General features: G+C 35.5%; 20 protein-coding genes. 12 read left to right on the top strand and 8 right to left on the bottom strand.

The window, feature by feature from the left end:
* The first annotated feature begins 42 nt into the window (after window positions 1-42).
* The 4 genes from DCC35_RS11945 (at window position 43) to DCC35_RS11930 (ending at window position 7,761) form a co-directional block, all read left to right on the top strand.
* Entirely contained in the window at window positions 43-3,987 is a 3,945-nt protein-coding gene (locus DCC35_RS11945) for an efflux RND transporter permease subunit (protein WP_137091023.1), read from the top strand.
* The gene (locus tag DCC35_RS11940; protein WP_137091022.1) at window positions 3,977-5,254 is read left to right on the top strand and encodes a TolC family protein; all 1,278 of its coding nucleotides are present in this window, start codon (window positions 3,977-3,979) and stop codon (window positions 5,252-5,254) included. Before DCC35_RS11945 ends, DCC35_RS11940 begins: the two co-directional genes overlap by 11 nt.
* Before the next feature lie 28 nt (window positions 5,255-5,282).
* The gene (locus tag DCC35_RS11935; protein WP_137091021.1) at window positions 5,283-7,004 is read left to right on the top strand and encodes an efflux RND transporter periplasmic adaptor subunit; all 1,722 of its coding nucleotides are present in this window, start codon (window positions 5,283-5,285) and stop codon (window positions 7,002-7,004) included.
* A 142-nt stretch (window positions 7,005-7,146) separates the two neighbouring features.
* Window positions 7,147-7,761, top strand: a complete 615-nt coding sequence (locus DCC35_RS11930; RefSeq protein WP_137091020.1) for a DUF3347 domain-containing protein — start codon at window positions 7,147-7,149, stop codon at window positions 7,759-7,761.
* A 46-nt stretch (window positions 7,762-7,807) separates the two neighbouring features.
* Here DCC35_RS11930 and DCC35_RS11925 read toward each other — a convergent pair whose 3' ends face one another.
* Window positions 7,808-8,389 (bottom strand): hypothetical protein, encoded by a 582-nt coding sequence (locus DCC35_RS11925; protein WP_137091019.1) that lies wholly within the window; start codon window positions 8,387-8,389, stop codon window positions 7,808-7,810.
* Between the two features lie 196 nt (window positions 8,390-8,585).
* Between DCC35_RS11925 and DCC35_RS11920 the strand changes: the two genes are divergently transcribed.
* From DCC35_RS11920 to DCC35_RS11900, 5 genes are all read left to right on the top strand, one after another.
* Window positions 8,586-9,530 (top strand): sensor histidine kinase, encoded by a 945-nt coding sequence (locus DCC35_RS11920; protein WP_137091018.1) that lies wholly within the window; start codon window positions 8,586-8,588, stop codon window positions 9,528-9,530.
* Between the two features lies 1 nt (window position 9,531).
* Complete coding sequence (locus DCC35_RS11915; RefSeq protein WP_137091017.1) at window positions 9,532-9,951, top strand: DUF7793 family protein; 420 nt, start codon at window positions 9,532-9,534, stop codon at window positions 9,949-9,951.
* 125 nt (window positions 9,952-10,076) lie between these two features.
* Complete coding sequence (locus DCC35_RS11910) at window positions 10,077-12,758, top strand: alpha-L-rhamnosidase-related protein (protein ID WP_137091016.1); 2,682 nt, start codon at window positions 10,077-10,079, stop codon at window positions 12,756-12,758.
* A complete protein-coding gene (locus tag DCC35_RS11905) occupies window positions 12,758-13,255 on the top strand; it encodes a VOC family protein (RefSeq protein WP_137091015.1) in 498 nt (165 codons plus the stop codon). The genes DCC35_RS11910 and DCC35_RS11905 overlap by 1 nt, the downstream gene beginning before the upstream one ends.
* A gap of 205 nt (window positions 13,256-13,460) precedes the next feature.
* Window positions 13,461-13,964: a hypothetical protein gene (locus DCC35_RS11900; protein ID WP_137091014.1), complete on the top strand. Its 504-nt coding sequence runs from the start codon at window positions 13,461-13,463 to the stop codon at window positions 13,962-13,964.
* Window positions 13,965-14,007: 43 nt separating this feature from the next.
* On the opposite strand, the gene DCC35_RS11895 is transcribed toward DCC35_RS11900, so the two are convergent.
* The 6 genes from DCC35_RS11895 to DCC35_RS11880 form a co-directional block, all read right to left on the bottom strand.
* Window positions 14,008-15,672, bottom strand: a complete 1,665-nt coding sequence (locus tag DCC35_RS11895; protein ID WP_137091013.1) for a hypothetical protein — start codon at window positions 15,670-15,672, stop codon at window positions 14,008-14,010.
* 10 nt (window positions 15,673-15,682) lie between these two features.
* Window positions 15,683-16,879, bottom strand: a complete 1,197-nt coding sequence (locus DCC35_RS11890) for a hypothetical protein (protein ID WP_137091012.1) — start codon at window positions 16,877-16,879, stop codon at window positions 15,683-15,685.
* Window positions 16,880-16,906: 27 nt separating this feature from the next.
* Complete coding sequence (locus tag DCC35_RS21845) at window positions 16,907-17,533, bottom strand: hypothetical protein (protein WP_317128939.1); 627 nt, start codon at window positions 17,531-17,533, stop codon at window positions 16,907-16,909.
* Window positions 17,530-20,013: a WD40/YVTN/BNR-like repeat-containing protein gene (locus DCC35_RS11885; RefSeq protein ID WP_317128938.1), complete on the bottom strand. Its 2,484-nt coding sequence runs from the start codon at window positions 20,011-20,013 to the stop codon at window positions 17,530-17,532. Before DCC35_RS11885 ends, DCC35_RS21845 begins: the two co-directional genes overlap by 4 nt.
* A 101-nt stretch (window positions 20,014-20,114) precedes the next feature.
* Complete coding sequence (locus DCC35_RS20695) at window positions 20,115-20,291, bottom strand: hypothetical protein (RefSeq protein ID WP_175402803.1); 177 nt, start codon at window positions 20,289-20,291, stop codon at window positions 20,115-20,117.
* A gap of 316 nt (window positions 20,292-20,607) precedes the next feature.
* A complete protein-coding gene (locus DCC35_RS11880; RefSeq protein ID WP_137091011.1) occupies window positions 20,608-21,657 on the bottom strand; it encodes a hypothetical protein in 1,050 nt (349 codons plus the stop codon).
* 284 nt (window positions 21,658-21,941) lie between these two features.
* On the opposite strand from DCC35_RS11880, the gene DCC35_RS11875 reads away from it, so the two are divergent.
* The 3 genes from DCC35_RS11875 (at window position 21,942) to DCC35_RS11865 (ending at window position 24,562) form a co-directional block, all read left to right on the top strand.
* Window positions 21,942-23,345: a pyridoxal phosphate-dependent decarboxylase family protein gene (locus DCC35_RS11875; RefSeq protein WP_137091010.1), complete on the top strand. Its 1,404-nt coding sequence runs from the start codon at window positions 21,942-21,944 to the stop codon at window positions 23,343-23,345.
* Window positions 23,346-23,410: 65 nt separating this feature from the next.
* A complete protein-coding gene (locus DCC35_RS11870; protein WP_137091009.1) occupies window positions 23,411-24,166 on the top strand; it encodes an NYN domain-containing protein in 756 nt (251 codons plus the stop codon).
* A 48-nt stretch (window positions 24,167-24,214) separates the two neighbouring features.
* On the top strand, window positions 24,215-24,562 hold the full coding sequence (locus DCC35_RS11865) for an META domain-containing protein (protein WP_137091008.1): 348 nt from the start codon (window positions 24,215-24,217) through the stop codon (window positions 24,560-24,562).
* A gap of 75 nt (window positions 24,563-24,637) precedes the next feature.
* Here the strand turns inward: DCC35_RS11865 and DCC35_RS11860 are convergent, their stop codons facing one another.
* Window positions 24,638-25,819: a GAF domain-containing protein gene (locus DCC35_RS11860; protein ID WP_137091007.1), complete on the bottom strand. Its 1,182-nt coding sequence runs from the start codon at window positions 25,817-25,819 to the stop codon at window positions 24,638-24,640.
* Between the last annotated feature and the right edge of the window lie 292 nt (window positions 25,820-26,111).

The raw sequence follows: 26,111 nt of genomic DNA, 5'->3' as shown, positions 1-26,111 counted from the left end.
GATCTTTAACAAAAGTTAATTGTATGGTAAATCATATTCATGATGCTTAATAAAGTAATAAAATATTTTATAGATAATAAATTAGTAACAACACTTGTTTTTTCAGGTCTTGTTGCCTGGGGAATTGTAACTGCTCCCTTTGGATGGGAAACAGACTTCCTCCCATCTGATCCGGTTCCGGTCGATGCTATACCCGACATAGGTGAGAATCAACAAATCGTATTTACCAAATGGCCGGGAAGATCTCCCCAGGATATTGAAGATCAGATTTCTTATCCTCTGACAACCTATTTACTGGGTATTCCGGGAGTTAAATCAATTCGAAGCACTTCGATTTTTGGTTTTTCAAGTATCTACATAATTTTTGATGAGGATGTTGAGTTCTATTGGTCGAGATCCAGAATACTAGAGAAACTCAATTCACTCCCGTCCGGACTTTTACCTGAAAATGTACAGCCCTCTTTGGGACCGGATGCCACAGCATTAGGACAAATTTTCTGGTATACAATTGAAGGCAGGGATAAAGATGGAAACCCAACCGGTGGCTGGGATTTACAAGAAATAAGAACTGTTCAGGATTTCTATGTTAAATACTCACTCAATTCAGCTGAAGGTGTATCAGAAGTAGCATCTATCGGTGGTTTCGTAAAAGAATATCAGATAGACGTAAATCCGGATGCATTAAAAGCTTATAACATTCCTCTTACCGAAGTAATGAAGGCTGTTCAGGAGTCCAATAAGGATTTCGGAGCCAAAACAGTGGAAATTAATAAGGCTGAATATCTTGTAAGGGGGCTTGGATATATAAAATCCCTGGAAGATCTTGAATTGGCCGTGGTAGATGTACAAAACAACATTCCAATCAGAGTTAAAGATATAGCCAGGGTAACCCTGGGGCCTGCACAAAGGAGAGGGATTCTCGACAAAGATGGTGCGGAAGTAGTTGGTGGAGTAGTTGTAGCCAGGTATGGTTCCAATCCTCTGGCAGTAATTAATCATGTCAAAGATAAGATCAATGAGATATCACCGGGACTTCCTTCAAAAACACTAAAGGATGGCACAATAAGTCAACTGACAATCGTTCCTTTTTACGACAGGACTGAACTGATCCACGAAACTTTAGGAACTTTAGAAGAAGCACTATCACTTGAGGTTCTTATAACAATTCTGGTTGTTATTGTAATGATTCTAAATCTGAGAGCGTCATTACTAATTTCAGTATTGTTACCAATAGCTGTTCTGATGGTTTTCATTGCTATGCGCTATTTTGGTGTCACAGCTAATATTGTGGCTCTATCAGGTATTGCAATTGCAATTGGTACGATGATTGACCTCGGAGTGATTCTTTCAGAGAACATTATTAAAAAGGTCAATGAATATGGATTAAATGAACCGGAAAAGAGGAAATCTAAAAATTACTTTATAAAAGTAAAAGAAGCAGTTTATGATGGTGCAGCTGAAGTAAGTTCGGCAATTTTAACTGCTGTCTCAACTACTATAGTCAGTTTCATCCCTGTTTTTGCCATGCAGGCGGCTGAAGGTAAATTATTTCGCCCTTTAGCATGGACTAAATCATTTGCGCTGGTCGCGGCCTTACTTGTTGCTCTTTTCCTTCTTCCGTCACTGGCTCACTTTGTATTTGGAATAAGAATTAAGTCAAAAAGAACAAGTATTATCATAAACTCTGTATTGATTGTTTTAGCAATAACAATAGGGATTTATGGCTATCTCTGGGCTGGAATTGCTTTGCTGTTATTTGGATTATCCGGACTACTAAAAGCAACTGTACTTCCTGAAGATAAACTTGAAGGAAAATATATAATTAAGAAAGTTTATTCCAATTTTGAGTTGATTTTAAGCATTCTTATTGTTGTTATTTTCCTTAGTTACTATTGGCTTCCTCTGGGTGCAGGAATTAATTTGTTTGGGAATATACTTTTCGTCAGTGTTTTGGTCACTCTGATTTTAGGAGCTTTCCTGCTACTGGAAAAATATTACTCAACCATACTTACATTTTGTCTGGAAAATAAAAAGCTGTTCTTATCAATACCTTTCATTTTAATAATTCTCGCATTAAATATCTGGCTTGGATTTAATACGATATTTGGTTTTATCGGTACAGGATTTGAAAAGATAGGCATGGATATCCGTAAAACAGAAGTATGGTCTTCATTAACACATACATTCCCTGGAATTGGTGAAGAATTCATGCCCGCACTTGACGAAGGAAGCTTTCTGCTAATGCCAACTTCTATGCCTCATTCCGGTATTGAATATAACAAAGAGGTGTTAGCTCAAATGGATATGCTGGTAACTAGTATTCCGGAAGTTTCCCTTACTGTTGGAAAATTGGGAAGGGTAGAATCAGCATTAGATCCTGCACCAATTTCCATGTTCGAAAATGTCATAAATTATAAGACAGAATATATAACCAACGAAGATGGTCATAAGATCAGGTATAAAACTGATAAGAAGGGAAGGTTTATCTTAAATGGCCTTACAGGTATTAAAGGAAATATTCACTACGATAAATCTGAAGGTGTTTTTTACAATAGTGATAATGAATCACTCGAATCCAGCCTTCAACATCGGTTGAATAAACAAATAAAAGATAATATTCAAAAATTCCTGATCAAGGATGCAAATGGAGACTATTTCAGAAACTGGCGAGATCACATAAAATCACCGGATGACATATGGGAAGAAATAGTTAAAGTCACTAAAATTCCAGGAGTAACATCAGCACCAAAGCTTCAACCAATTGAAACAAGGTTAGTTATGCTACAGACAGGGATGAGAGCTCCTATGGGAATCAAAGTATACGGTCCTGATCTGAAAACTATTGAACGCTTCGGCATGAAGCTGGAAGAAATACTTAAAAATGTTCCATCTGTCAAAAAGGAAGCTGTATTTGCAGATAGGATTGTTGGTAAGCCTTATCTGCAATTTGATATTAAAAGAGATGAGGCTGCCAGATTCGGATTAACCATAGAAAGTATCAGGGCAGCACTTGAAACTGCAGTTGGTGGGTTGCAAGTAACCACAACTGTTGAAGGAAGAGAACGGTTTCCTGTAAGAGTAAGGTATCCAAGGGAGTTAAGAGACGATCCTACTTCGTTAAGTAACATCTTACTACCAACGCCAACCGGAACCCAAATACCGTTAAATCAGGTTGCTGATATTGAATATGTAAAAGGTCCCCAGGCAATCAAAAGTGAGGAGACTTTCCTTACCGGGTATGTTTTGTTTGATCGACGAGCTGATTTTAGTGAAATTCAGGTTATTAATGATGCTCAGGTTGCTATTGAAAATGCAATTAATTCAGGTGACTTAAAAGTTCCTCAAGGAGTTAGCTACAAGTTTTCCGGCACTTATGAAAACCAGGTCAGGGCAGAAAAGAGGCTTTCCATAATTGTTCCTGTAGTACTTGGTGTTGTATTTCTGATTCTTTATTTCCAATTCAGATCAGTCTCCACAACTTTAATGGTGTTTAGTGGTATAGCTATGGCTTTTAGTGGTGGTTTTATACTAATCTGGCTATATGGATATGAGTGGTTTGCCAACATAGACCTCCTTGGAGTTAATTTCCGAGATGTATTCCAGATACATACTATCAATCTAAGTGTAGCTGTATGGGTTGGATTTATCGCTTTATTTGGTATTGCAACCGATGACGGTGTATTAATGGCAACTTACCTGGATCAAAGTTTTGACAGAAATAAAACAAACACCAGACAATCTATTCGTCAAGCGGTAATAGAAGCCGGAAAGAAACGAATTACTCCGGCTGTAATGACATCAGCTACAACTATTATAGCTCTTTTACCGATTCTGACTTCTTCAGGAAGAGGGTCAGATATTATGATACCAATGGCTATTCCAGCCTTTGGCGGAATGCTGGTATCTGCAATTTCTTATTTTATTGTTCCGGTTATTTATAGCTGGAGAGAAGAAAGAAAATTAAATACAAAAGAAGATGAGGCCTGAAATAACAACTAATTATATATCGATGCATCGTGTGGCCATATCTCTGCTATTACTGGTAATAAGCAGTATTTCAGTATATAGTCAGACATTTGATGAGTATTATAAAATTGCTCTGGAGAATAATCCGGAAGTAAAAGCTAAGTATTATCAATTTGAGGCTGCCTTAGAAAGAGTAAACAAGGTTAATAGTCTTCCGGATCCGACACTTTCTTTTGGTTATTTTATATCTCCTGTAGAAACAAGGGTTGGTCCTCAAAGAGCTAAGATTTCTCTTAGCCAGATGTTTCCCTGGTTTGGTACTTTAAAGGCGAAAGGAGATGCTGCTGCCATTGCTGCTGATGCTCAATTCTTAGAATTTCAAAATGCAAAAAGCCTACTGTATCAAAAACTGGCAGTTTACTATTATCCAATATATGAACTCGACAAAAAAATCTCTTTGCTTGAAGAGAACATTAGTCTTTTGAAGTCATACAAGAAAATAGCTCAAATAAAATTTGAGAATGGAAAAGTCCCTTTGGTAGATGTTTTAAGAACAGATCTTTTAATAAATAAATCTGAAACTGAAATCGAGATTCTCAAAAACCAGGAAGCACCATTGAGAGCGGGATTTAATTCAATAATGGACTGGCCGGTAGACACTACTTTCCAGGTTTCTGATACCGTTATTATATCTGAAAATGATGTAAAGCTGATTTCTGATTCAACTTTCTACAATCATTCCAAAATTAAATCACTAGAATTACAGGCTGCAGCATCTGAAGCGGAAATTGCAGCGATTGAAGCTCAAAGTAAGCCTGGTTTTGGAGTCGGGCTCGACTATGTTATAGTTGATAAAGCCTCTATGCCGGTAGAAGATAGTGGAAAGGATGTCATTATGCCGATGGTCAGTATTTCTCTACCAATTTTTGGAGGAAAATATAAGGCAGCTAAAAACGAAGCCAGGGCCATGTCAAATTCGTATAAAGAAATGAGACAACAGGCAATAAACGACTTTCAGTCAGCATATTATATGTCAAAATTTGAATTGACGAAAGTACAGGATAAACTGGACTTGTATCAAAAGCAAATAAGTCATTTAAAACAAATGCTTAACCTACAATACAGGTCTTATGCCAATAATAGCGAGAATTTCGAGGAACTATTAAGGATACAACAAGAATTGCTGGATTATCAGATTCTGCAATTAGAAGTTATTAAAGAATATAAGATCGCTGAAGCTGAACTTGATTACTATTTAGGTAATAATTTGGATACAGCAACCGAATAAGAATTCATTTAGAAAACGATAGATGAAAATGAAACTTTCAAATAAATATAAATTAATAATGTACGGCATTTTTATGCTGTTAATTGGTGTACTATCAGGATTATTCATCGGTGGTTCTGATGGTAAGGAACAAGAATCGGCTACCGAACAACATGATCATTCTGAAGAAACAATCTATACTTGTTCGATGCACCCTCAGATCAGACAAAACGAACCGGGTGATTGCCCAATCTGTGGCATGGACCTTATACCTGTTGAAGATGGTGGCGATGAAGGGCTTGATCCGGATGTCGTAACCATGTCTGAAACGGCCATGCAGCTAGCCAAAATACAAACGATGACCGTGGCCAGGGGAAATGCCGGTAAAGTGTTGAGACTTACTGGAAAAGTAAAGCAGGACGAAAGAAAAGTATTCTTACAAACTGCCCATATCCCTGGAAGAATAGAACGGTTGAATGTAAATTTCACCGGTGAAAGAGTTAAAAGGGGACAGGTGATAGCTTATATCTATTCTCCGGAGCTTGTCACTGCCCAGGAAGAGCTTTTTGAAGCAAAGAAAATCAGGGAAACTCAACCCTCTTTGTATGAATCTGCAAAAAGAAAACTACGAAACTGGAAACTAAGTGAAAGGCAGATCGAAAACATCGCAGAATCGGGAAGGGTAAGAACAGAATTTCCAATTACTGCGGATGTTTCTGGTTATGTGGTAGAAAAGACAGTAAACATAGGTGATCATGTAAAGCAAGGAGAATCATTATACGAAATAGCAGACCTTTCTACAGTCTGGGTTATGTTTGACCTTTATGAAAGCGATCTGCCCTGGGTGGACGAAGGTGATTCTATTACATTTACGATCAGATCCATTCCAGGCAAAACTTATGAGTCGGTCATAGATTATATTGATCCGGTCATTGATCCCCAAACAAGGGTAGCATCTGCCAGAGTCACTGTAAAAAACCCCGACGACAGGCTTAAGCCGGAAATGTTTGCAACAGGAATAGTTGATGCAAAAGTTGAAAATATTGATGAATCAATTATGATTCCCGAATCATCTGTATTATGGACAGGGACACGTTCTGTGGTTTATGTTAGATCTGACAGCGAAACTAAAACCGGTTTTCAACTCCGGGAAGTAACTCTTGGCCCTCAGGCTAATGATCAATATATTGTTTTAGATGGATTGAGTCCGGGTGAAGAAATCGTTGTTAATGGTACTTTTAGTGTCGATGCTGCAGCACAATTAGCTGATAAACCAAGTATGATGAACAGAAATGTTTCAGGATTAAACCTTGAGGATGAAATTAATATAAATGGTAAAGAACAAATTGAAAATTTAATAGATCAATATTTAGATTTAAAAAACAGCCTTGTTAATGATAACCTGAACTCAGCTAATACATCTGCAGATAAGTTATTGACTAATCTAAATGCGATCAATCTGAACAACTTTTCAGGAGAAGCTAAAACCATGTTTGATGAATACAAGGACAACCTGTCTAAATCACTAACTATATTCACGAGTGCTGATGATATCGAAAGTGCAAGGGATACGTTTATTACTATATCCAATCAAATAATTGAAGTCGCCGAGATATTTAACTCTGGATCCGTCGAATATTATATTCAGCATTGCCCAATGGCCGATAGTAATAATGGGGCTGATTGGTTAAGTGCAGATGAAGAAATCAGGAATCCGTATTTTGGAGATGCGATGCTTACTTGTGGAGAAGTAAAAAGCAAGATACACTAATGAAGGATTGTTGCAAAATTGAAAGTAAAACTAAAAAACCTTCTACAACATCCAGGATGATTAAAAACATCTTTTGGATGATTTTAGGAGCTTTAACTATAATTATTTTAATTTTAAACTCAATAGATAACTAAACAAGACAATGAAAAAGTCAGGATTAATTTCAGGATTAAGTTTTTTACTTGTAATTTCTTTATTCGCGATGTCATGCGGAGGAAGTTCTGAAAATGGCACAACAGAAAATGAATCAGAAGTGCATGAGCATGATGGAGAAATGCATGAAAATCATGAGCATGATGCCGAAATGAACGGTGATGATAAGTCCGAAAAAACGGAAGAGGTTTCTTATGAAATGGAAGCTGATCCAACAACAGCAAAAGCAATAGTAGAGGAATATTTAAATATAAAAAACGCGTTAGTTGAAACTGATGCTGAAAAAACAGCAGTCGCAGCAAAGTCTTTACATCTTTTCATCAACGAACATCAAGTTGATAAAATGGATGCATTATCTGAAGCAAGCAATACAATTGCCAATACATCGGATGTCGAACAACAAAGAAAAGCTTTCGAAGATCTTTCAAAAGGTGTTTATACAATGATTAAATCATCGCAAATTGATATGCCACTTTATCAACAATATTGTCCAATGGCATTTAACAATAAAGGTGCAAGCTGGATCAGCTCTAAAAAAGAAGTGATGAACCCTTATTTTGGAGACAAAATGCTTAATTGTGGTAAAGTAATAGAGGAATTATAATAAACTAAAAGTCACGACTTTTATGGTCGTGACTTTTTAAGTTTATTTATTGTAAAAAGCCTTTGGACTTCATTTCTTTAGTTACTGAATAGGCTATATCCTCAATAGTTGTTTCAATTTTTGAAGAATTGTAGGTTTCAGTAACCGCAGACCATACTAACTTATCCTTTTCCAGGGAAAATACATCTGTTGAAACGGTATATTTTGTGTCTTCAGAATAATACCCGGGATTATAATAGCCTCCCCAATAAGAACCATAGTAACCGTAAAATCCACCACTATAGCTGCCAGGAACATAATTTGTCTCTTTTGACACATCAACTAATCTCATTACGATAACTGCATCAAATCCCTGATTCGTAAGAATGTTTTTAACTTGTTCCTTATCAACATTTTCTTCTTCTAATCCTCTAAAAACCTGGTAAGAAGGTGTTAGTTTTGGGTATTTTTGTGCTAAAAAATCTTCAGCGGCTCGTCTTCTACCTTCATTAGAGGCAAGTACAGCGATCATTACTTTTTCATAGTCTGTATCACTAATAGTGGTGTCCGGATCTTTCCAGGAACTAACTACCTTAGCAGAAGAACATCCAATGATAAAAAAAGCGAGAAAGTAAATTAAATTTTTCATGGTTTAAGTATGATTGTGGTTTACCATTTCCAATATATTAAACATTTAGCATAATATAACGGTTAAGGACATGTCTTATTTGTAATAAAAATTTAAAATTATATAAATAAATAATTATGAATTGAGCGTAAATCCTTTTATAAAGATTAAATATAAATATTTAAATATATAAATGTATTTATTTTAAAAACATTTTATGGTATCTTATGAAAATAATGATAGAAGTAATCAGAAACATCTATTGTTAATTGAAGGTGTGAATAGTGTTAATATGACTAAAGATGAAAGACTTTCTCAAATTCTTGAAATGATTGAATGGATAGCAGCATTAGATTTAGATCATAAGTTACCTGTCAGTAATAACAATGATCGATTTGATGCGATATCTCTTGGTCTTAATATGTTAAGCGAGGAACTGAAAGATAATGTTGTAGAGAAAGAGCAACTAGATAAAACAAATAAAAAACTTGAGCAGTTCGCATATAGTACTGCCCATGATTTAAAATCTCCTCTCAATTCATTATCCGGACTTGTTTTTCTTTTAGCTAATACTGTCAGTGAAGAAAATAATGATGCACGGGATCTAATAGTAAAAATTGCAAGTACTGTGGATAAAATGAAAAATTTAGTCCATGGAATTCTTGAATATTCAGTGGTTGCAGATCCCACTGAGATGAAAAGTGAGATCAATCTCGAAGAAATAGTCAATGAAATAATAGAGACAGACCGTTATGAAGATGATATTACTGTAAGAGTGGATCATTTTGATAACAAAATAGAGTTCAATCGAACAATCCTGTTGAGGGTTTTGCGAAATCTGATCAGTAATGCTGTAAAATATTGTGATAAACCTACTTGTGAAATAGATATAAAAGTTGAGGAGAAGGATAATAAAGCAGTAATTTCTGTAATGGACAATGGACCCGGGATACCATTTGAAGAAAAGGATAAAATTTTTGAATTATTTCATAAATATGATCCGGACGGAAAACATGAAAGCCAGGGAATCGGCCTTGCAACAGTAAAAAACCTGCTTGAATCAACAGGAGAAGATATATGGGTGGAATCTGAACAAGGAAAGGGTTCAAACTTTTATTTTACCATAGGTGTTAATAATGACAGAATTAACGAATTAAAATGATATGAGCGAAAATAATAACAAAACAATAGCTCCAAAAAAAACACAAAGTGTCCTAGACTACAGGGAAAATTCGAAAATAAAATTTACTCTGCATCACAACGGGGTTTTTGAAACTGACTGTTTTCCAGATACAACAATGACCTATGAAGACGGATTAGAGTCCACTAGAATTACTTCAGAAATGCTTAATAATATTCCCAAACCATTATTATGCAATCTGTCCAATGTTATAAGAATGTCTAAAGAATGCAGAAAACATTTTGCAGGCGAAGATCATGCACAAACCTTTACTAAATGTGCTTTGATAGTTACTAATCCGATTAGCAGAATAATTGGTAATTTTTTCCTGGGTTTGAATAAACCATTAAAACCCACCAGGATTTTCCTCGATAGAGATAAAGCGTTAGAGTGGTTGAAATAATCTGATTAATTACTGACAGGAAAAACTCATTTATCTATATAATAAGTTATTCATACTTTTTATAAACTTCATTATTAAGTGTATTTAGAATTGAATTATTAATTTGCCAGCATAAGACTTGAGTTATGCGGAAAATTTATTGCCTTTTAACAATTATAATTTTAGTGGCCTGTGAAAATAAAGAACAGGATATAAATAATAGCGTTATTCTTTATAGTAACGACAAATTTACCCTATATAAAGATAAAATAGTTCAGGGAGAAAATGTTGCCCGAGTTATCTATGATTCAATTATACAGTCAAATTATAAAAGCCCTGCCTCAGAAAATTTTTCCAGAAAAATAAATTTTAAGTTTAGCATTAATCAAAAGGATAACGAATCTGCTCCTGGAGAAGATCATATAATCGTTGTTAGAGATGAACATGAATCTCCTGTTATTACTTTTGGAGAACGATACGTCGATCAATCAGAAGTTCCGAAAAGCGGATTACCTACAAATTATAAATACACATTTAGGGTTGATCTTTCACCTATTTTTAATTCTTTCGAAGAAAATGGGTATTACGAAACTTATAATGGATCAAGGATTGCAGAGGACGATTTTAAGGGAGTCTATATTGCGGGAAATGCCGAACCGTTATCCTGGGACTTTGTGAATCTGGAAAACAAAGGGTTGAGGTTAAATCAATCAGTGGAGAACCATATTTATGAAATAACAGTAACCCTTAATCCTTATGATGAATCTACAGTAAGTAATAAAAAATGGAAGCTGACCGAAAACATATCCCAAAAACCGATTTATAAATCTGATCAACCCATCGTTGATGCTTTATACAATCTTTCACTGGAAGAAGCTATTCTAAATATTGAGCCTGACAGTACCCTTAGGACAGGAGCTAAATGGGGAGGGGTCTGGACCAGGGATGTCAGTTATTCCATATTCTTAGCTTTTGCATACCATGAACCGGAAATAGCTAAAATCAGCCTTAGGAAAAAGGTTAAACGAGGTAGAATCATACAGGATACCGGCTCCGGTGGGGCATGGCCCGTATCATCTGACCGTACAACATGGGCTCTTGCAGCCTGGGAGATATATAAAGTAACGGGTGAGAAAGAGTGGTTAAAAGAATCTTATGAGATAATAAAAAATACACTCGAGGATGATCGAAAAACACTATATAATTCAAATACAGGATTATATAAAGGTGAATCCTCATTCCTTGACTGGAGAGAACAAACCTATCCAAAATGGATGGATAACAGGGATATATTTTATTCTGAAAACCTGGGAACAAATGCAGTGCATTATGAGGCACACGTGATATTAAGTGAAATGGCAAAAGAACTCGGAGAAAATCATGAGAAATTCTCTGAGATAGCTAAAAAAATTAAGGAGGGAATTGACAAATATTTATGGATGAACGAAAAAGGGTATCATTCACAATATTTGTATGGAAGGCCCTACCTCAATCAATCACCGAGATTTGAAGCTCTCGGATCAGCACTGTCCGTAATTTTTGATGTGGCAAGTAAAGAGCAACAAAAAACATTGATTTCCAGGTCACCTCTAACTCCTTATGGAGTTACTTGTATTTACCCTCAAATACCCGGTATTCCACCTTATCATAACAACGGGATCTGGCCATTTGTGCAATCGTACTGGAATCTGGCGGCAGCAAAAGCAGGGAATGAAAAAGTACTTAACCATGGCCTTGCTTCATTATACAGAGCTGGTGGATTATTCCTTACCAATTATGAGAATTTTGTAGCAGAGACCGGAGATTACAAAGGAACTGAAATTAATTCTCACAGAATGCTCTGGAGTATGGCAGGTAATATTGCCATGGTTCACAGAGTCTTAATTGGAATTAGTTTTGAAACTGATGGAATTCACTTTAATCCGGTTGTTCCAAAAAACTATGGTGGTGATAAATCACTTACAAATTTTAAGTACCGGAATGCTATTCTAAATATTTCAGTAAAAGGTTATGGTAATGAGATAGATCAGATATTTATCGATGGTAAAGAGTCCGAGAATAATTTCCTTCCTCCTGATATAACCGGAAGTCACTCCATTGAAATTGTTCTTAAAAATAACTCGTTTGATCAGGAGGGAATTAATTTACAGTCAAATCATTTTTCATTACCTACGCCAATAGTTCAACTTGTTAATAGCGAATTACAATGGCAAAAAATTGAAGGCGCAAAAGAATACCTGATCTTTAAAAATGGTATTTTATACGACCGATCGGTTAAGAATTCTTTTCCATTGCAAAAAAATGACGGTAAAATATATAAAGTAAGTGCATTAGATTCCGCTGGTTATCAATCTTTTACTTCCGAACCGTTTTATAATATTTCTAAAGACAATATAATTGTTGTGGAGCTGGAAGATTATATAAATTCTTCTAATAAAAACCTCAGTAATTATTCAGGGAAGGGATTTATTGAGATATCAAAATCTAAAAATAAGGACATAAAATTTAAATTTAAGATAGAGGAAGAAAGTTGGTATCTGATAGATTTCCGGTATTCAAATGGTACCGGCCCCTGGAATACAGATAATAATTGTGCGATTCGTAGTTTTTACCTTGATGACACCTACAAAGGTGTTTTAGTAATGCCTCAAAGAGGAACAGACGAATGGTCTGACTGGGGATATTCAAATGTTTTCAAAACCTATTTGTCTCCTGGAGAATATACTGCAGAAATAAAATTTAAAGATTGGAACACAAACATGGATGGAGAAATAAATACAGCCATGATTGATCATATGAGAGTGATTAATTTAAAAGAGAAACAGTAATGTCTGATAAATTCAAAATTCCAAATGGAGCCAGAATAGGGCATGTACATTTAAAGGTATCTGACTTAAGAAGATCTTTGGATTTTTATTGTGACCTGCTTGGATTTGAATTAATAACAACTTACGGCGATGAGGCAGCTTTTATATCTGCAGGAGGTTATCATCATCACATAGGATTAAATGTCTGGTATAGTAAAGATCAGAAACCAGCTGCAAATCATCATCCTGGTTTGTTTCACACTGCTATATTAATGCCTGAGAGGAGAGACCTGGCTATCATTCTGGATAGATTGCTTCAAGCTAAATATCCCTTGACCGGTTTTGCTGATCATGGTGTATCAGAGGCAATTTACCTTAATGACCCGGATAAAAATGGGGTGGAAATTTACTGGGATAAACCTAAAAATGAATGGCCGGTTGATCCTGATGGGAAATTAACAATGTATACCAGGCCTTTGGATACTGATGCACTTCTAAAAGCTTACGATCTTAAATAAGCAGCTAATCTTATACCCTAAACTGGGGGAAATTTGATCATAAGGCCATTATATTTCATAATTATGGTAACGGCTACAAGCTGTTTGCGTTAAATTTAATAGAGAGAATTTATCATTATTTCTTTTTAGTAGAAGAGAGTTTATCAGTTCGTTAACCAGGTGAGAATTTGTGATTGTAAAAATCACTAAATAAAAATTGAATAACATGAAAAAGCACCTGACCATATTACTGATATTCATATTTCTTTTCACTTGCCAAACTTATGCTCAGAATAATGAGTTAAGAAAAGGTCAAAAAGAACTCGAATCGGCAAAAACCTTTGTCCAGGCATACGAAAATGCCGATTGGAAGACTATGAAATCAATGTTAACTGATAATTCTACAGCCTATAATCTTGGTGGGAATGAATCCTTAGACAGGGATAGTCATATTGATTTCTGGGAGGAAATTAGGATGACTTTAAATCCAAAAATCATCGAAAAAAAATGGTTAATTGGGGAATTTGATGAAGAAAGAAATGGACGATGGATTTATAACTGGGGAAAGAATAGAAATACACATAGCAATGGAATATCCGTAATTGTTCCTTACCATCTGGCTTTTCTAATAATAGAAAATAAAATTCATGAAATCCATTTCTACTATGATAGGTTAAAAATCGTAGAATCAATGAATTTTGATCTGACAGGTCCTGATCAGGAATATTAAACGATGCCATATTCGAATGACCTCGCTTAATATTCAGCCTGGGCTATTCTTCAACAACTACATCAAATGCTCCATTCAAAATTTTACCTTTTCGTTTCATTTGAACATAAATCCTATAATTTCCTGATGTTGGAAAGGTATATGGAAAAGATACTGATGAATGTCCTTCATGTTCAGGATCATCAGCATCATAATCATGGTCCATATCAGCTAAAAGAATCTCTTCTCTTTTCTCGTCAGATAGTTTATTAAGGTAAGTAATATAATTATCGACACTGTCCATGAAAATCACAGGATCAGGAAGGTTATCCCAGTCTACCATACCAGATTCGCCCTGAAACCTGGAAAGCATAGTTTGCTGTGAGGCGGTAGAATATGAGCCTACAGGATGCAAATGAATGTATACCGAACCGTCAGATTTAAAAACTACAGCGTGTCCCATCATTCCCAGGTAGGGTTCAAGTTCAGCAGGATTTCCATCCGGATCATCAACAACAATAGTCAGATCATATAATTGGCCTGACCTGAATACTTTTTCTTCCGGTAGTTCCAAAGTTACCCAGCTACCGTCCGGTAAACGTGTTCTTTCCCCTGGACTTCCACAGATAACAATATCTCCACCAGGAAGAATTTCTTTTTCGGCATCCTCAATATACGGATCTGTAATATAATATGTATCGTCTACATCCATCAACAACGAATCATTCCATGAATTGACAAGTTGGGGTGAAGCTTCACCAATTGTAACTGTATCTGCAATGGTTTCAGAAAAACCGCTAAGCCTTGAGACATCAGTGAAAACATAATAATTTCCCGGAGGCAGTGGCGGAATAATTGTTTCAAATGTAGAAGAATCAAGACGGGTAGGATGGAGGTGGGCAAAAACATCCAGCTTATTTTCTCTCAACAAAAACATATGCATGATTTTTCCATGATCAGGCACGAGATAATTAAGACTTCTGGTTAAATACAATGATTCAAGCTTCGTCGAATCTATATTGAAGACAAGTTTCTGAATTCCATTGGAAGATTTTATTTCCGTAGTGGCTGTGTAGGGTTTATACATATACCTGGAGTAGTTCTTTGCCCAGCTTTTCCACCAGTTATTTCCACCCCATAACAGCAAAATCAGAACAACCATTCCTATCAACGCACCAATCCATCTTTTCCTTCTTGTTTTCTTATCAGGTTTTTCACCGGGATCTCTTTGGCTGTCTTTCATACTAAGACTGATAATAGTAGTCATCAAAATCACCAAAAACAATCCAAGACCAGCTAAAGTCCATCCCAGCGAGGCTTCCATTTCTTTTTTTGCAGTCGAAACAGCCATAACGGGGACAAGTATTTCTCCTTTTCCTTCTCTACCGGTTACATTTACTGATATCCCTGCAGTTCCACTACTCATGAGCCATACTTCAGCTTTATAGTGGCCTGGCTCACCGTCTACAGGCAATGCCGGATCTGATTTAGGAGTTCCTTTAGTACCGGCATACCAATACATAGGTTTTACTGATATTGAATCTATTCCTCTGTCAGTAGTATATATATCCACTGAGGCAGTACCTGGTATAACATCCGGAGAGTTTACAACGACTGTAAGATTATAAGGGCCTGCGGCTCCTTCAAGGGTCACTCCCGGACTTCCAATATGTGAGGGTAAAAGGATTAGAATTAGAAATAAGCTAATATATAATAAAGACTTTTTCATCATTGTAATTTCACCTTTTAATGTTATTCATCCATTTACCCCATCTTAATCCAACTCTGGAACTTAAGAATCCCAATCCGGTGGCTATCAGAAGTCCAATTAATAGGTCCAGGCCTTTTGTTTCCATATAATCAGCGTAACTATATCTGTATTCCCAGTCCGGGTTAGACCCAAAATACCAACTTTCTGTACCGAAAAACCAGTTTCTGGCAAAATCGGACATTAAGAAATCACCAAAAGGATACTGCACAACGAAAAACACCAGAATAAACGCAAAACTAAAAAACAGTGATTTTATCCAGTTATTTTTCCCGTGTGTCCGCTGATTAATTAGATCTATCGCAATTGCCGGAAAAATTAATAATAAAGGAAATGCAAAGGCCTGATAATGGGTGATTGGATTTAATACCGGTCCGAGCAAGGGTTCTGCAGGAAATAAAGGTAAAATCCAAACCATAACAGCCATAAATAAAGTATAAACAAATGCTGCCTGGGTCGCACCCCATTTGGAAGGCGCAGACCTGCTAAAGGCCACAAGTAGCAATGGAAAAGCAATGGAGGCGACCTGGTAAAATGAGGCTTTATGCATATCATGTCTTCCGAAAAACTCACTTAAAATTGTAAAGATCATACAGATCAAAAATCCTGACGATATTGCAAATAATACATTTGCGGTTTTTTTCTGAGAATAATCTTCTCTTTGTCTTGCCCTGTTATTTACAGCCAGAACACTCACCATTGCACCAAATTGTATCGTTACCATACCTAATAACAACACTGTATGGGGTGGTGAAAGAATTGTTACATCTAATCCATAGGTATTATGCCACCAATCATCAAAGGGAGCGGAAGTTAACATGGCAAAAGCTCCCCAAATACAAAATAAGGCACCAAGAGAACCATAAAATATTCCCCAGAATTTTAAGCTTTTGGATTTATCGGGCTCATTTCCCCAAAAGGAGACTTTCAATATTCTTATACCTGAAAATACTCCTGCCAGAATTCCTCCGAAATATATTGCAAGATGGGGAGGGGACAATAGTCCGTCACGGCCAATACTTGTATGCCAGCTAATATCCCATACCAAGCCAATCATAATACTGATAGAGGAAATAACTGTCGCATATGCATAAACAGGTATCGACTGACGCTCTCTCTTTGTCGAGACAGTTACCTCTGGTGGTGCTTTAATAGTGGTTGAATCCATGACGTTTTATTTAGGCTATTTTATTATTTAAGGTTTAATCATTAGTGGTTTATAGGTTGTATTTTCAATCATATCATTCAGCTTGGGTACTTCACTTTTAAGTACAGAATCAAGTTGAGATAATTGTTCATCTATTAAAGAAATAACCTCTTTCTTATAATCATGCATCTGTTTAGTAGGCTTGTAATTACCTATTGATGCTTGTTGAGCTAAGTTTGCCAATTTATTATTTAATTTAATAGGGAAATTTAGTGGGTCTTGCGGACTTTGATTCTTAGTTTGATACAACGCATTTTCTATTTTATTTAATTTTCTAAGAACCTCATTTCCTTGATCAAAAACTTCTTTATTTTGTTCTTTATCTAATTTCCCAAGAACATTAGAAATTTCAGTCTTTAGTTTTCTGATGGTTTTAATAGAGGTGTGAACTTCCGATAGTTTTTCCTGGCTATCTCTGACAAAGTCAAACTGGGCCTGTAGATCTTCCTGATCTGAATCGGATCGAGGATCTTTTAAGATCTCAAAACTAGTTTTACTAAATTCACTCCCCATACTTATAACAGCTTTATAAGATCCCGGAACTGCCTTTGCACCATCTAATCCACCACCCCATAATATCAAATTATCAAATTTTTCAGCATCGGGATACTTCATATCCCACACGAATAAATTACTACCTTTTTTTGGTTCAAAAAGTAGTTTTTTATCTTCTGAAACAGAAGAAAAAGTTTTGATGGTATCCCATCATTTTCCATTATAGTTAAGGTGATAGCATTTGTTGTATCTGGCTCTTCTTTAAGGAAATAATAAAACATAACTCCTCCCGGATGATTTATCCCTTTACCATCAGGTGTTTCCTCTGGTTGTCCTCCGTACAGTCTGTATGATTTTTTAGGCTTAAATAGATGTATAGATTTATTCTCCATACCCTCTTTTAATTGATGAATAGGAGAGAGGTCATCGATAAGCCAGAAGCTACGCCCCTGAGTAGCTACAATAAGATTATTATCTTTTAAGGTTAGATCGGTAATAGGTACGACAGGAAGGTTAAGCTGAAAAGGTTGCCAGTTATTCCCGTCGTTTAATGAAATATATACCCCGGATTCAGTTCCGGAATAGAGTACACCCTCGCGTCTAGGATCAGCTCTGACCACCCTTGTAAAATGTTCGCTATCTATACCTTCAGTAATTCTGGTCCATGATTTGCCATAATTGTTCGTTTTATAGAGATAAGGTGTGAAATCTCCCGATTTATAACCCGTTGCAGCAAAATACATCCCACCTTTATCGAAAGGATCGATTTCTATACTGTTAATCATTAACCATTCCGGCATATTATCCGGAGTGATGTTTGTCCATGTCTCTCCACCATCCTCAGTAATATGAATTAAGCCATCATCAGATCCGGTATAAATCACACCTTCCTCATGTATTGATTCAGCAACAGCGAAGATAGTTCCATAATATTCGACAGAAGTATTATCCTTTGTTATCGGGCCTCCGGAAGAAATCATCCTTGTTGTATCATTTCTTGTGAGATCAGGAGATATCGTTTTCCATGATTGCCCTTCATCCGTGCTTATATGCAAAAATTGAGAAGCGGCATAGAGTTTATTTTTATTGTGAGGAGAAAACACAATAGGAAAGTTCCACTGGAACCGATATGCAATATCTTTTGCAGCGTAGCCCATCGGATTCTCAGGCCATACATTTATCAATCTTATTTGTTCTGTTTTATGGTCAATTCTCGAAAAGAAACCTCCATAACTACCTCCATAAACAATCTCATTATCCTCCGGATCTACAGCAATATGAGCACTTTCACCTCCTGCGGTTGATTCCCAATCATCTTCATCAATAGAATATCCTTCGGTTCTGTGTAATATTCTCACAGTAGAATTATCCTGCTGGGCACCATATATTCTGTATGGAAAATGATCATCTGTTGTAACACGATAAAATTGTGCCGTAGGCTGATTGTGGTAAGTAGACCAGTTTTCGCCTCCGTCATAGGTTACCTGGGCACCTCCATCATCACCGATAATCATTCTATTCGGATTATTGGGATCTATCCAAAGATCATGGTGATCTCCATGTGGAGCATTATAACCTTTAAAAGTTTTTCCACCATCTTCAGATACATGATATTGAACATTTAGAACGTAAACCTTATCTACATTTTTAGGATCTGCATAAATTCGTGTATAGTACCAGGCTCTTTGCCTGAGATCTCTTTTTTCATTTACTTTATTCCAGGTATTACCACCATCTTCTGATTTAAAAACTCCGCCATTTTCAGCTTCTGCAATCGAATAAACCACATCATTATTAACCGGTGAAACTGTAACGCCTATTATACCGAGTGTCCCATTGGCATATCCTGCATTTTTAGAAATTTCTATCCAGTTATCACCTCCATCCGTACTTTTCCATAATGCTGATCCGGGTCCACCACTCTCAAGGGTAAAGGGAGTTCTTTGTACATTCCAGGTTGATGCATACAAAATTCTTGGATTTGAAGGATCCATAATCAAGTCAACCGCTCCGGCTCTATCATTAACAAATAATATCTTTTCCCAGGATTCTCCACCATCTTTAGATCGATAGACACCTCTTTCCGGACCTGGTTTAAATACATTACCCAACACTGCTGCATAAACAATATCAGGGTTTTTAGGATGTATTTCTATTCTGGGAATATGACGGGAATTATTCAAACCAACATTTTCCCAGGTTTTTCCGGCATCAACACTTTTCCACATGCCATAACCAAAAGACATATTTCCTCGAACTGTTTTTTCACCGCCACCTACATAAATCACGTTATTGTCGTATTCACTGACAGCGACTGCTCCAATAGATCCACCAAAATATCCATCTGAAATATTTCCCCAGGATTTTCCTCCATCAGTAGTTTTCCATACCCCACCACCAGCACTTCCGAAATAGAATAGCTCTGGCTTTCCCGGAATCCCGGTTACTGCAGCACTTCTGCCACCTCGATATGGTCCGATAGATCTGTATTCGATCGCATCGATAAGATCTATTGGTAAATTATCTTGAGCTGAAGAAAAGGATGGAATAAAAAATGAAACTAGAAAAAAGAATTTGAATGATTTGATAAGTATTTTCATATTTTGTTCAATTGGATCAGGTTAAGAAATCAAAATATGAAATTATTTATAATAAAAAAGGCCTCAAAATTGAAGCCCTTATTTTATATTTCAACACTTAATTAATCTATAACAGCGTAATTATCTCCGCTTTTATTGATTTTTATAATTTGAGTAGTTAATCCATCATCTTCGGCAAGAAAGTAACCGTCGTACGAAAGAGATTTTCCATCTGATAATCCCTGAACATACACTGTATAATCTGCTCTGGCTACTCCCGAATGATATTCTACTGTCACATAATAAGTGTTATCAGCGTAAATTGATCCAAGTTCTATTTCTTCATATTGAAAACTCCATGAAGATTCAAATTCTGCATCTGAAATAGATGTAGTTGTACCTATGTAAAGATCAAGATCAGCATCTTCAATAGATTGAGTTACAGTTCCACCAGTAGTCCATTCTAAAACTACGTTTATACCCTGATTATCAATTATTGTACCTGAAGGTATTACCTCTTCTTCCTCAGGTGCTGAACACCCGACAAAGCCTACAAAAAAAATACTAATAAAAAGAGACTAATTAAATTTCTCATAAAAAAACAGTTAAAAAATATTACTGAATAGTGATTTGATTGGCTTCTATTCTCATTTTCAAATCATTTAATTTTTGCTGAGCCATATAAGTCCAGCCATCTTTTTTGAAATGCTCTTCAGCTTTAGTTATAGCTGCTTGAGCTTTGTCAAATTCCCCCATCAAGGTATAAAGGTTTACCAGGTTATTTGCAATTGCTCCGGCAACTTTAGAGTTAACTCTGACCTTTCTAGTTTCAAGATCAGCTTCATCTAATGCTTTAACCCAGATATCGATCGCTTTTTGCATTGTTGATCTTGCAGCATCAGAAGGCAATGGCTGATCATTCTGCATCATTTCAAGACCTTGTTTAGCAAGCGAATAGGCCTCGTCAAGATCTGTGTAATCAAATTTTTTGATTTTTTTTACTGTAAAGAACATTTCATTGTCTTTTACAGTTTTAAAACCAAATCTATCATCTAGAAGATTTCCTAATGTTGAGGCATTAGTATTTAGAAGGTCTTTTCTTAATTTAGCCTGAAGTGATTTATAATTCTCACTCCACCATTTTATTAAATCACTTTTATTTCTGTATTGTCTGGATTCATAATTTTTCATCTCGTGAGAATTATTAATAAACCCTTTTGATTCAGCTTCATATTCTCCTGGTAAAATCAATTCATAATATAAAGGATATTTGTAATCGAAGGTTAGGAAATGATAAGTTACCTTCACTGTTTCTTCTCCTCTTTTTTCATTTTTCTGAACTGTTTCATAACGTAATTCGCTTTTATAATAGCTTTCAAGACGTGCCAAGATTGTTATACAATCATCACCTTTTGGACCTCTTTCTAAACCATCAATTTTAATAGCATTTTTTAGTGTTTGTTCTACCATAGTCCTGCTATCTCCGTGATAAACATAACCTAAATCCAGCTCTGGATTATAAAACTTTACATTTTCAGGTAGAGGTGTTGAAGGTAATCTTAATCTTGAAAATGAAACATTGTTTCTATCTAAATTTTGAGCATTAATGTTGATAAAACTAATAATAGCTATAAAAGCAAAAAGAAAGATTTTAAAGCATTTCATGTTGAAAAATGTTTGTTAAATAAAAAATAAAAAGACAAAAGACGATGTTTTTATTTTTAAAAGTAATTATATATTGAACTTTATCGATAAATATTAGGAGATAAAAGACCTATAATAGGTTTCAGCAGATCAATAAGAAAATTAACAGAGTTTCGAATTTTTAGAAATTGATCTAAAAACTATTTTAATTAAATAAACTAAAAGCACTATTTACTAGCTTTAAGGTATAAAAATTTGAGAGTCAATATGAACAACAATAGCCCCTGAGAATATCACCTGAAGAAATGAAACAGCTCGCAGACATGGTGACTGCGGAAATTATTGATCACCAGGCGAATCAAAAATATAAACCGCTGAGTAAACCAAGTTTTAAACTGGATGAAGTACTCAATAAGAACCCTTTTAAGGAAGATGGGAAATCTTTTGAAGGATTGTTAAAGTTAATTACAAGGGAAATTTATAAAGAAACTTCATTACCCTCAAACCCTCGGTTTCTGGGGTATATACCCGGACCTTCAAATTTCATTAGCAACCTGGCTGATTACATTATTTCGAGTTTTAATTCTTTTAGCGGTAGTCAGCTAGTAGGAAAAGGTCCTGCTAAGGTTGAAAGACAAACCATCAATTGGCTTCTTGATAGTATAGGACTTCCTAAATCAGGCGGTGGTTTATTTTTAAGTGGTGGAAGTATGGCAAACATGTCTGCTATGGAAACCGCCCGACGAAATTTTCATTCTGATAACTGGCGAAAATTTAAAGTTTACGGGGCTACTCAAACTCATGCATCAGTAAAAAAGGGTTTAAGGGTATTGGGTTTTGAGCCTTATCAGTATGAACCGATTGATCATGATGAGAATTTTGCCATAGACCTGGCAAAATTAGAAAAGCAGATTAAGAAGGATCTAAACGATGGATTTATTCCATTTGTAATTGTAGGAAATGCCGGAACAACCAATACGGGAGCAGTAGATAACATAAAAAAGTTACGAAAAATAGCAAATGAGTATAAAATGTGGCTTCATATAGATGGAGCTTATGGTGCTGCTATAGTCTTAACTGAAGAGGGTAAGCAATTGCTAAGTGGAATAGAAGAAGTAGACTCAATAACGATAGACCCTCATAAATGGTGGTTTCAGCCATATGAGGCAGGATGCCTGTTGGTTAGAAATAAAGAACATTTGTTAAATGCCTTTCACATTGAAGCAGAATATTTAAAAGAAACCTATGACGATTCTGAACAATTGAATTATTATAACCAGGGTATTCAGCTAACAAGAAATTTTAAAGCGCTTAAGCTGTGGTTATCACTACAGTTTTTTGGTGTTTCAGAATTTCGTCGGGCTATTCAACTTGGAATGGATCTTGCCAGGAGAGTAGAGGAGAACCTCCATGATCAGGACGGTTGGACAATTGTTACTCCAGCAAGACTGGCCATTATTAATTTTCGTCCAAAACTTAAAAAGAATGATTCTCAGCAAGAGGATAAATTGACCAGGGCAATGATTAACAGATTCCTTCAGGATGGGCAATACATTATTACTTCCACAGAACTACTTGGCCGACCGGTAATCAGGTTATGTATTATAAACCCTGAGTTAACCAGGAAAGAGATAGACCAGCTTTGCTTATATATAAAGAATGTTAGGGATGAACTAATATCTGATAAAGACTATTTGAATTTAAATTGAGGCCAATGAGTTGACAAGGTGTATTTGTCAACTCTTTTTGTATCTTACGCTCGAAACACGTAATTATGAATGAAAAAAAAGACCTTAGGTTAGCTGTTTTAATAGATGCTGACAATGTTCCTTATAAAAACGTAAAAGAAATGATGGAGGAGATAGCCAAATTTGGTATTCCTTCAACTAAAAGAATATACGGAGACTGGACCAAGCCAACAGTAGCCGGATGGAAAAGTGTGCTTCTTGAAAACGCCATTACACCGATTCAACAATATTCATATACTCAGGGTAAAAATGCCACAGATTCAGCGATGATCATAGATGCTATGGACATTCTATATAGTGAAAAAGTTGATGGTTTTTGCATCGTATCGAGTGATAGTGACTTCACTAGACTTGCTACCAGATTAAGAGAGTCAGGAATGAAAGTTATTGGAATCGGTGAAAAAAAGACCCCTGATCCGTTTATCGTAGCTTGTGATAAATTTATCTACATTGAGATCCTTAGCAAAGATGAAGAGGAGAAGTCGAAATCAATCAAAAAATCAACCAGTCAGTCTAAAAGTAAGTCTAAGGCACGCCTGGATAAGAAAATTCTCCGCATAATTAAATCGTCTATAAATGACCTTGCAGATGATGATGGCTGGGCATTTCTTGGAGAAGTTGGCAACCTCGTGATTAAGAAGCGACCTGAATTTGATCCGCGTAATTATGGATATCCAAAGCTGACCCCAATTTTAAAGGATTTAGATAAGGAATTTGAAATTGATGAGCGAAAAACTGAAAAATCGAACATCAAACATGTATATGTAAGGAATAAAAAGTGAAATTAATTCTGGAAATTCTTATATTATATAAGAAACAATTATACCGGAATGAAATATCACTTACTTATCTGCAGCATTATTATATCAATAATTGGTCTTTCTTGTAAAACCAATGAGCCTCTTTCAAAAGAGGATAAATTACATAAAAATTCCTGGACACTTAGTCAAATACATTTTGACTCAACCCAGCTTTCAAATATGAAACGGAAGATTCCGAATATACGATTTGAAAGTGACGGTGATATCGCCGGAACTACAGGGTGTAATAGTATTAGTGGTAAATATTTTGTAAAAGATAATTACATAATTATTCGCCTTGAAGCTCTCAGAAAAAAAGGATGCTCTAAAATTGAAAACGATCTGATAGTTTCATTAAATAAAGCTTCCTCTTTTTAATAGATGATGATGAACTTATATTAAAGGATTCTGAAAAATACCTTCTGACTTTTAGTTCCGATAAAGGTAGATAGATTATTTTCTCAGTATAGAAAACCTTAATTCAACTCCATCTGGTATTTCTACAATTTCTATAGAAGGATTATTTATAGTGAGGCTATTTAATGTTTTTAATAGATTTCTTGAATTTGATTTAGTGAAACCAGATGCCTGAATCGAAATACAAGCCTCATGCTCCAGATCAGAAATGTTCATTTTAATACCATCGGAATAATTACTTTTTTCGGATAGAATAATAGCCATGTGCAACAGACAGTTTGAAACAAGGGCTATCCCTGTGGATTTAGCGATAGAAAGACGCGGATTCGTCTCAATATCAGGCAAAAACACACCGCCGATATCTTTAGTCAGGTGTCTTGATAATTCCCTTCCAGATTCGGCAACTTCATTTAAGTATGTAGCTTCAGATTCAATCAGTAAATTATCCAGGGCTTTTACAGAATCACTAATATCGCCTGCTGCTGCATCTAAATTATATAGATCATTCTCAAGTTCTACTAAAGATTTCTTTGCAGCGTTAAGCAAACTTCTTAGCGATGATGATGAAACGGTATTACCATTTAACTGATGTTCTGATAGTTTCACAAAAGAACTAATAGTTTTTAAGAAACTAAACCCATTATTAACACCCTCCGATAATGGCTTAATTGCATTTCTCAGTTCCTCAATAGCATAGGTTGCATTTCTTTCTATAAGACTTGGCCTGGAATTTTCCCTTTCAATTAAAATTTGCTCAAACCTCTTATTAACTATTTCAGATAATTTCAATAAGTTTTCTTGCTCCTCAGGTGTGAATTTTCTGGGTACTGTATCAATTACACATAAAGAGCCAATAATTTCGTGGCGAGCCCTAATTGGCATCCCCAAATATGATTTTATGCCATATTCTCTTACCAGATGTTTTGGAATTCTGTTGTCATTTTCAGCATCATTAACTTCAAATATATTTCCTTTATTTACCACAAATTGACAAAAAGAGACATCCTTATTTGTACTTCCAGCAATTTTAAGGTCTTCCGGTAATCCATAATGAGCTCGAAAAAACTGTATATGATCCAGCATTAAATTGACCATGGCTATCGGGGTACCCAGATCTTTTGCTGCTTTTTCAACAATATTCTTTAATTCCCTGTCTTCTGCCTCAGCTAGCAGTCTGGGAAATAAATTGTCATTATTATTAAGGTTGCTGATCTTCATTATTAAATCCTTTCTTCAATCAAATAGAAAATTTAATTAAAATTCATAATCAAATCGCAAAAGACAAAATATATATTTAATATAATTAGCAGCACAGCTTATTAATACTTTCTATAAATAAATAAAATCAAACAGAGTGGAATAATAACCAGGAAAAAGCCGATTAATATGCATGTTTGAAGTTTAAACAGAAAAAATGAAAGTGAAAGAATCCAAACACCAAACTATAATTTAGAATTTTAATGAATAAAATAAATCAATAAAAAAATCCTGGAATTTTAAATTGATTAAA

The sequence above is a fragment of the Mangrovivirga cuniculi genome, assembly GCF_005166025.1.
GTDB lineage: Bacteria > Bacteroidota > Bacteroidia > Cytophagales > Cyclobacteriaceae > Mangrovivirga > Mangrovivirga cuniculi.
This window is presented reverse-complemented; position numbering and strand designations above follow the sequence as displayed.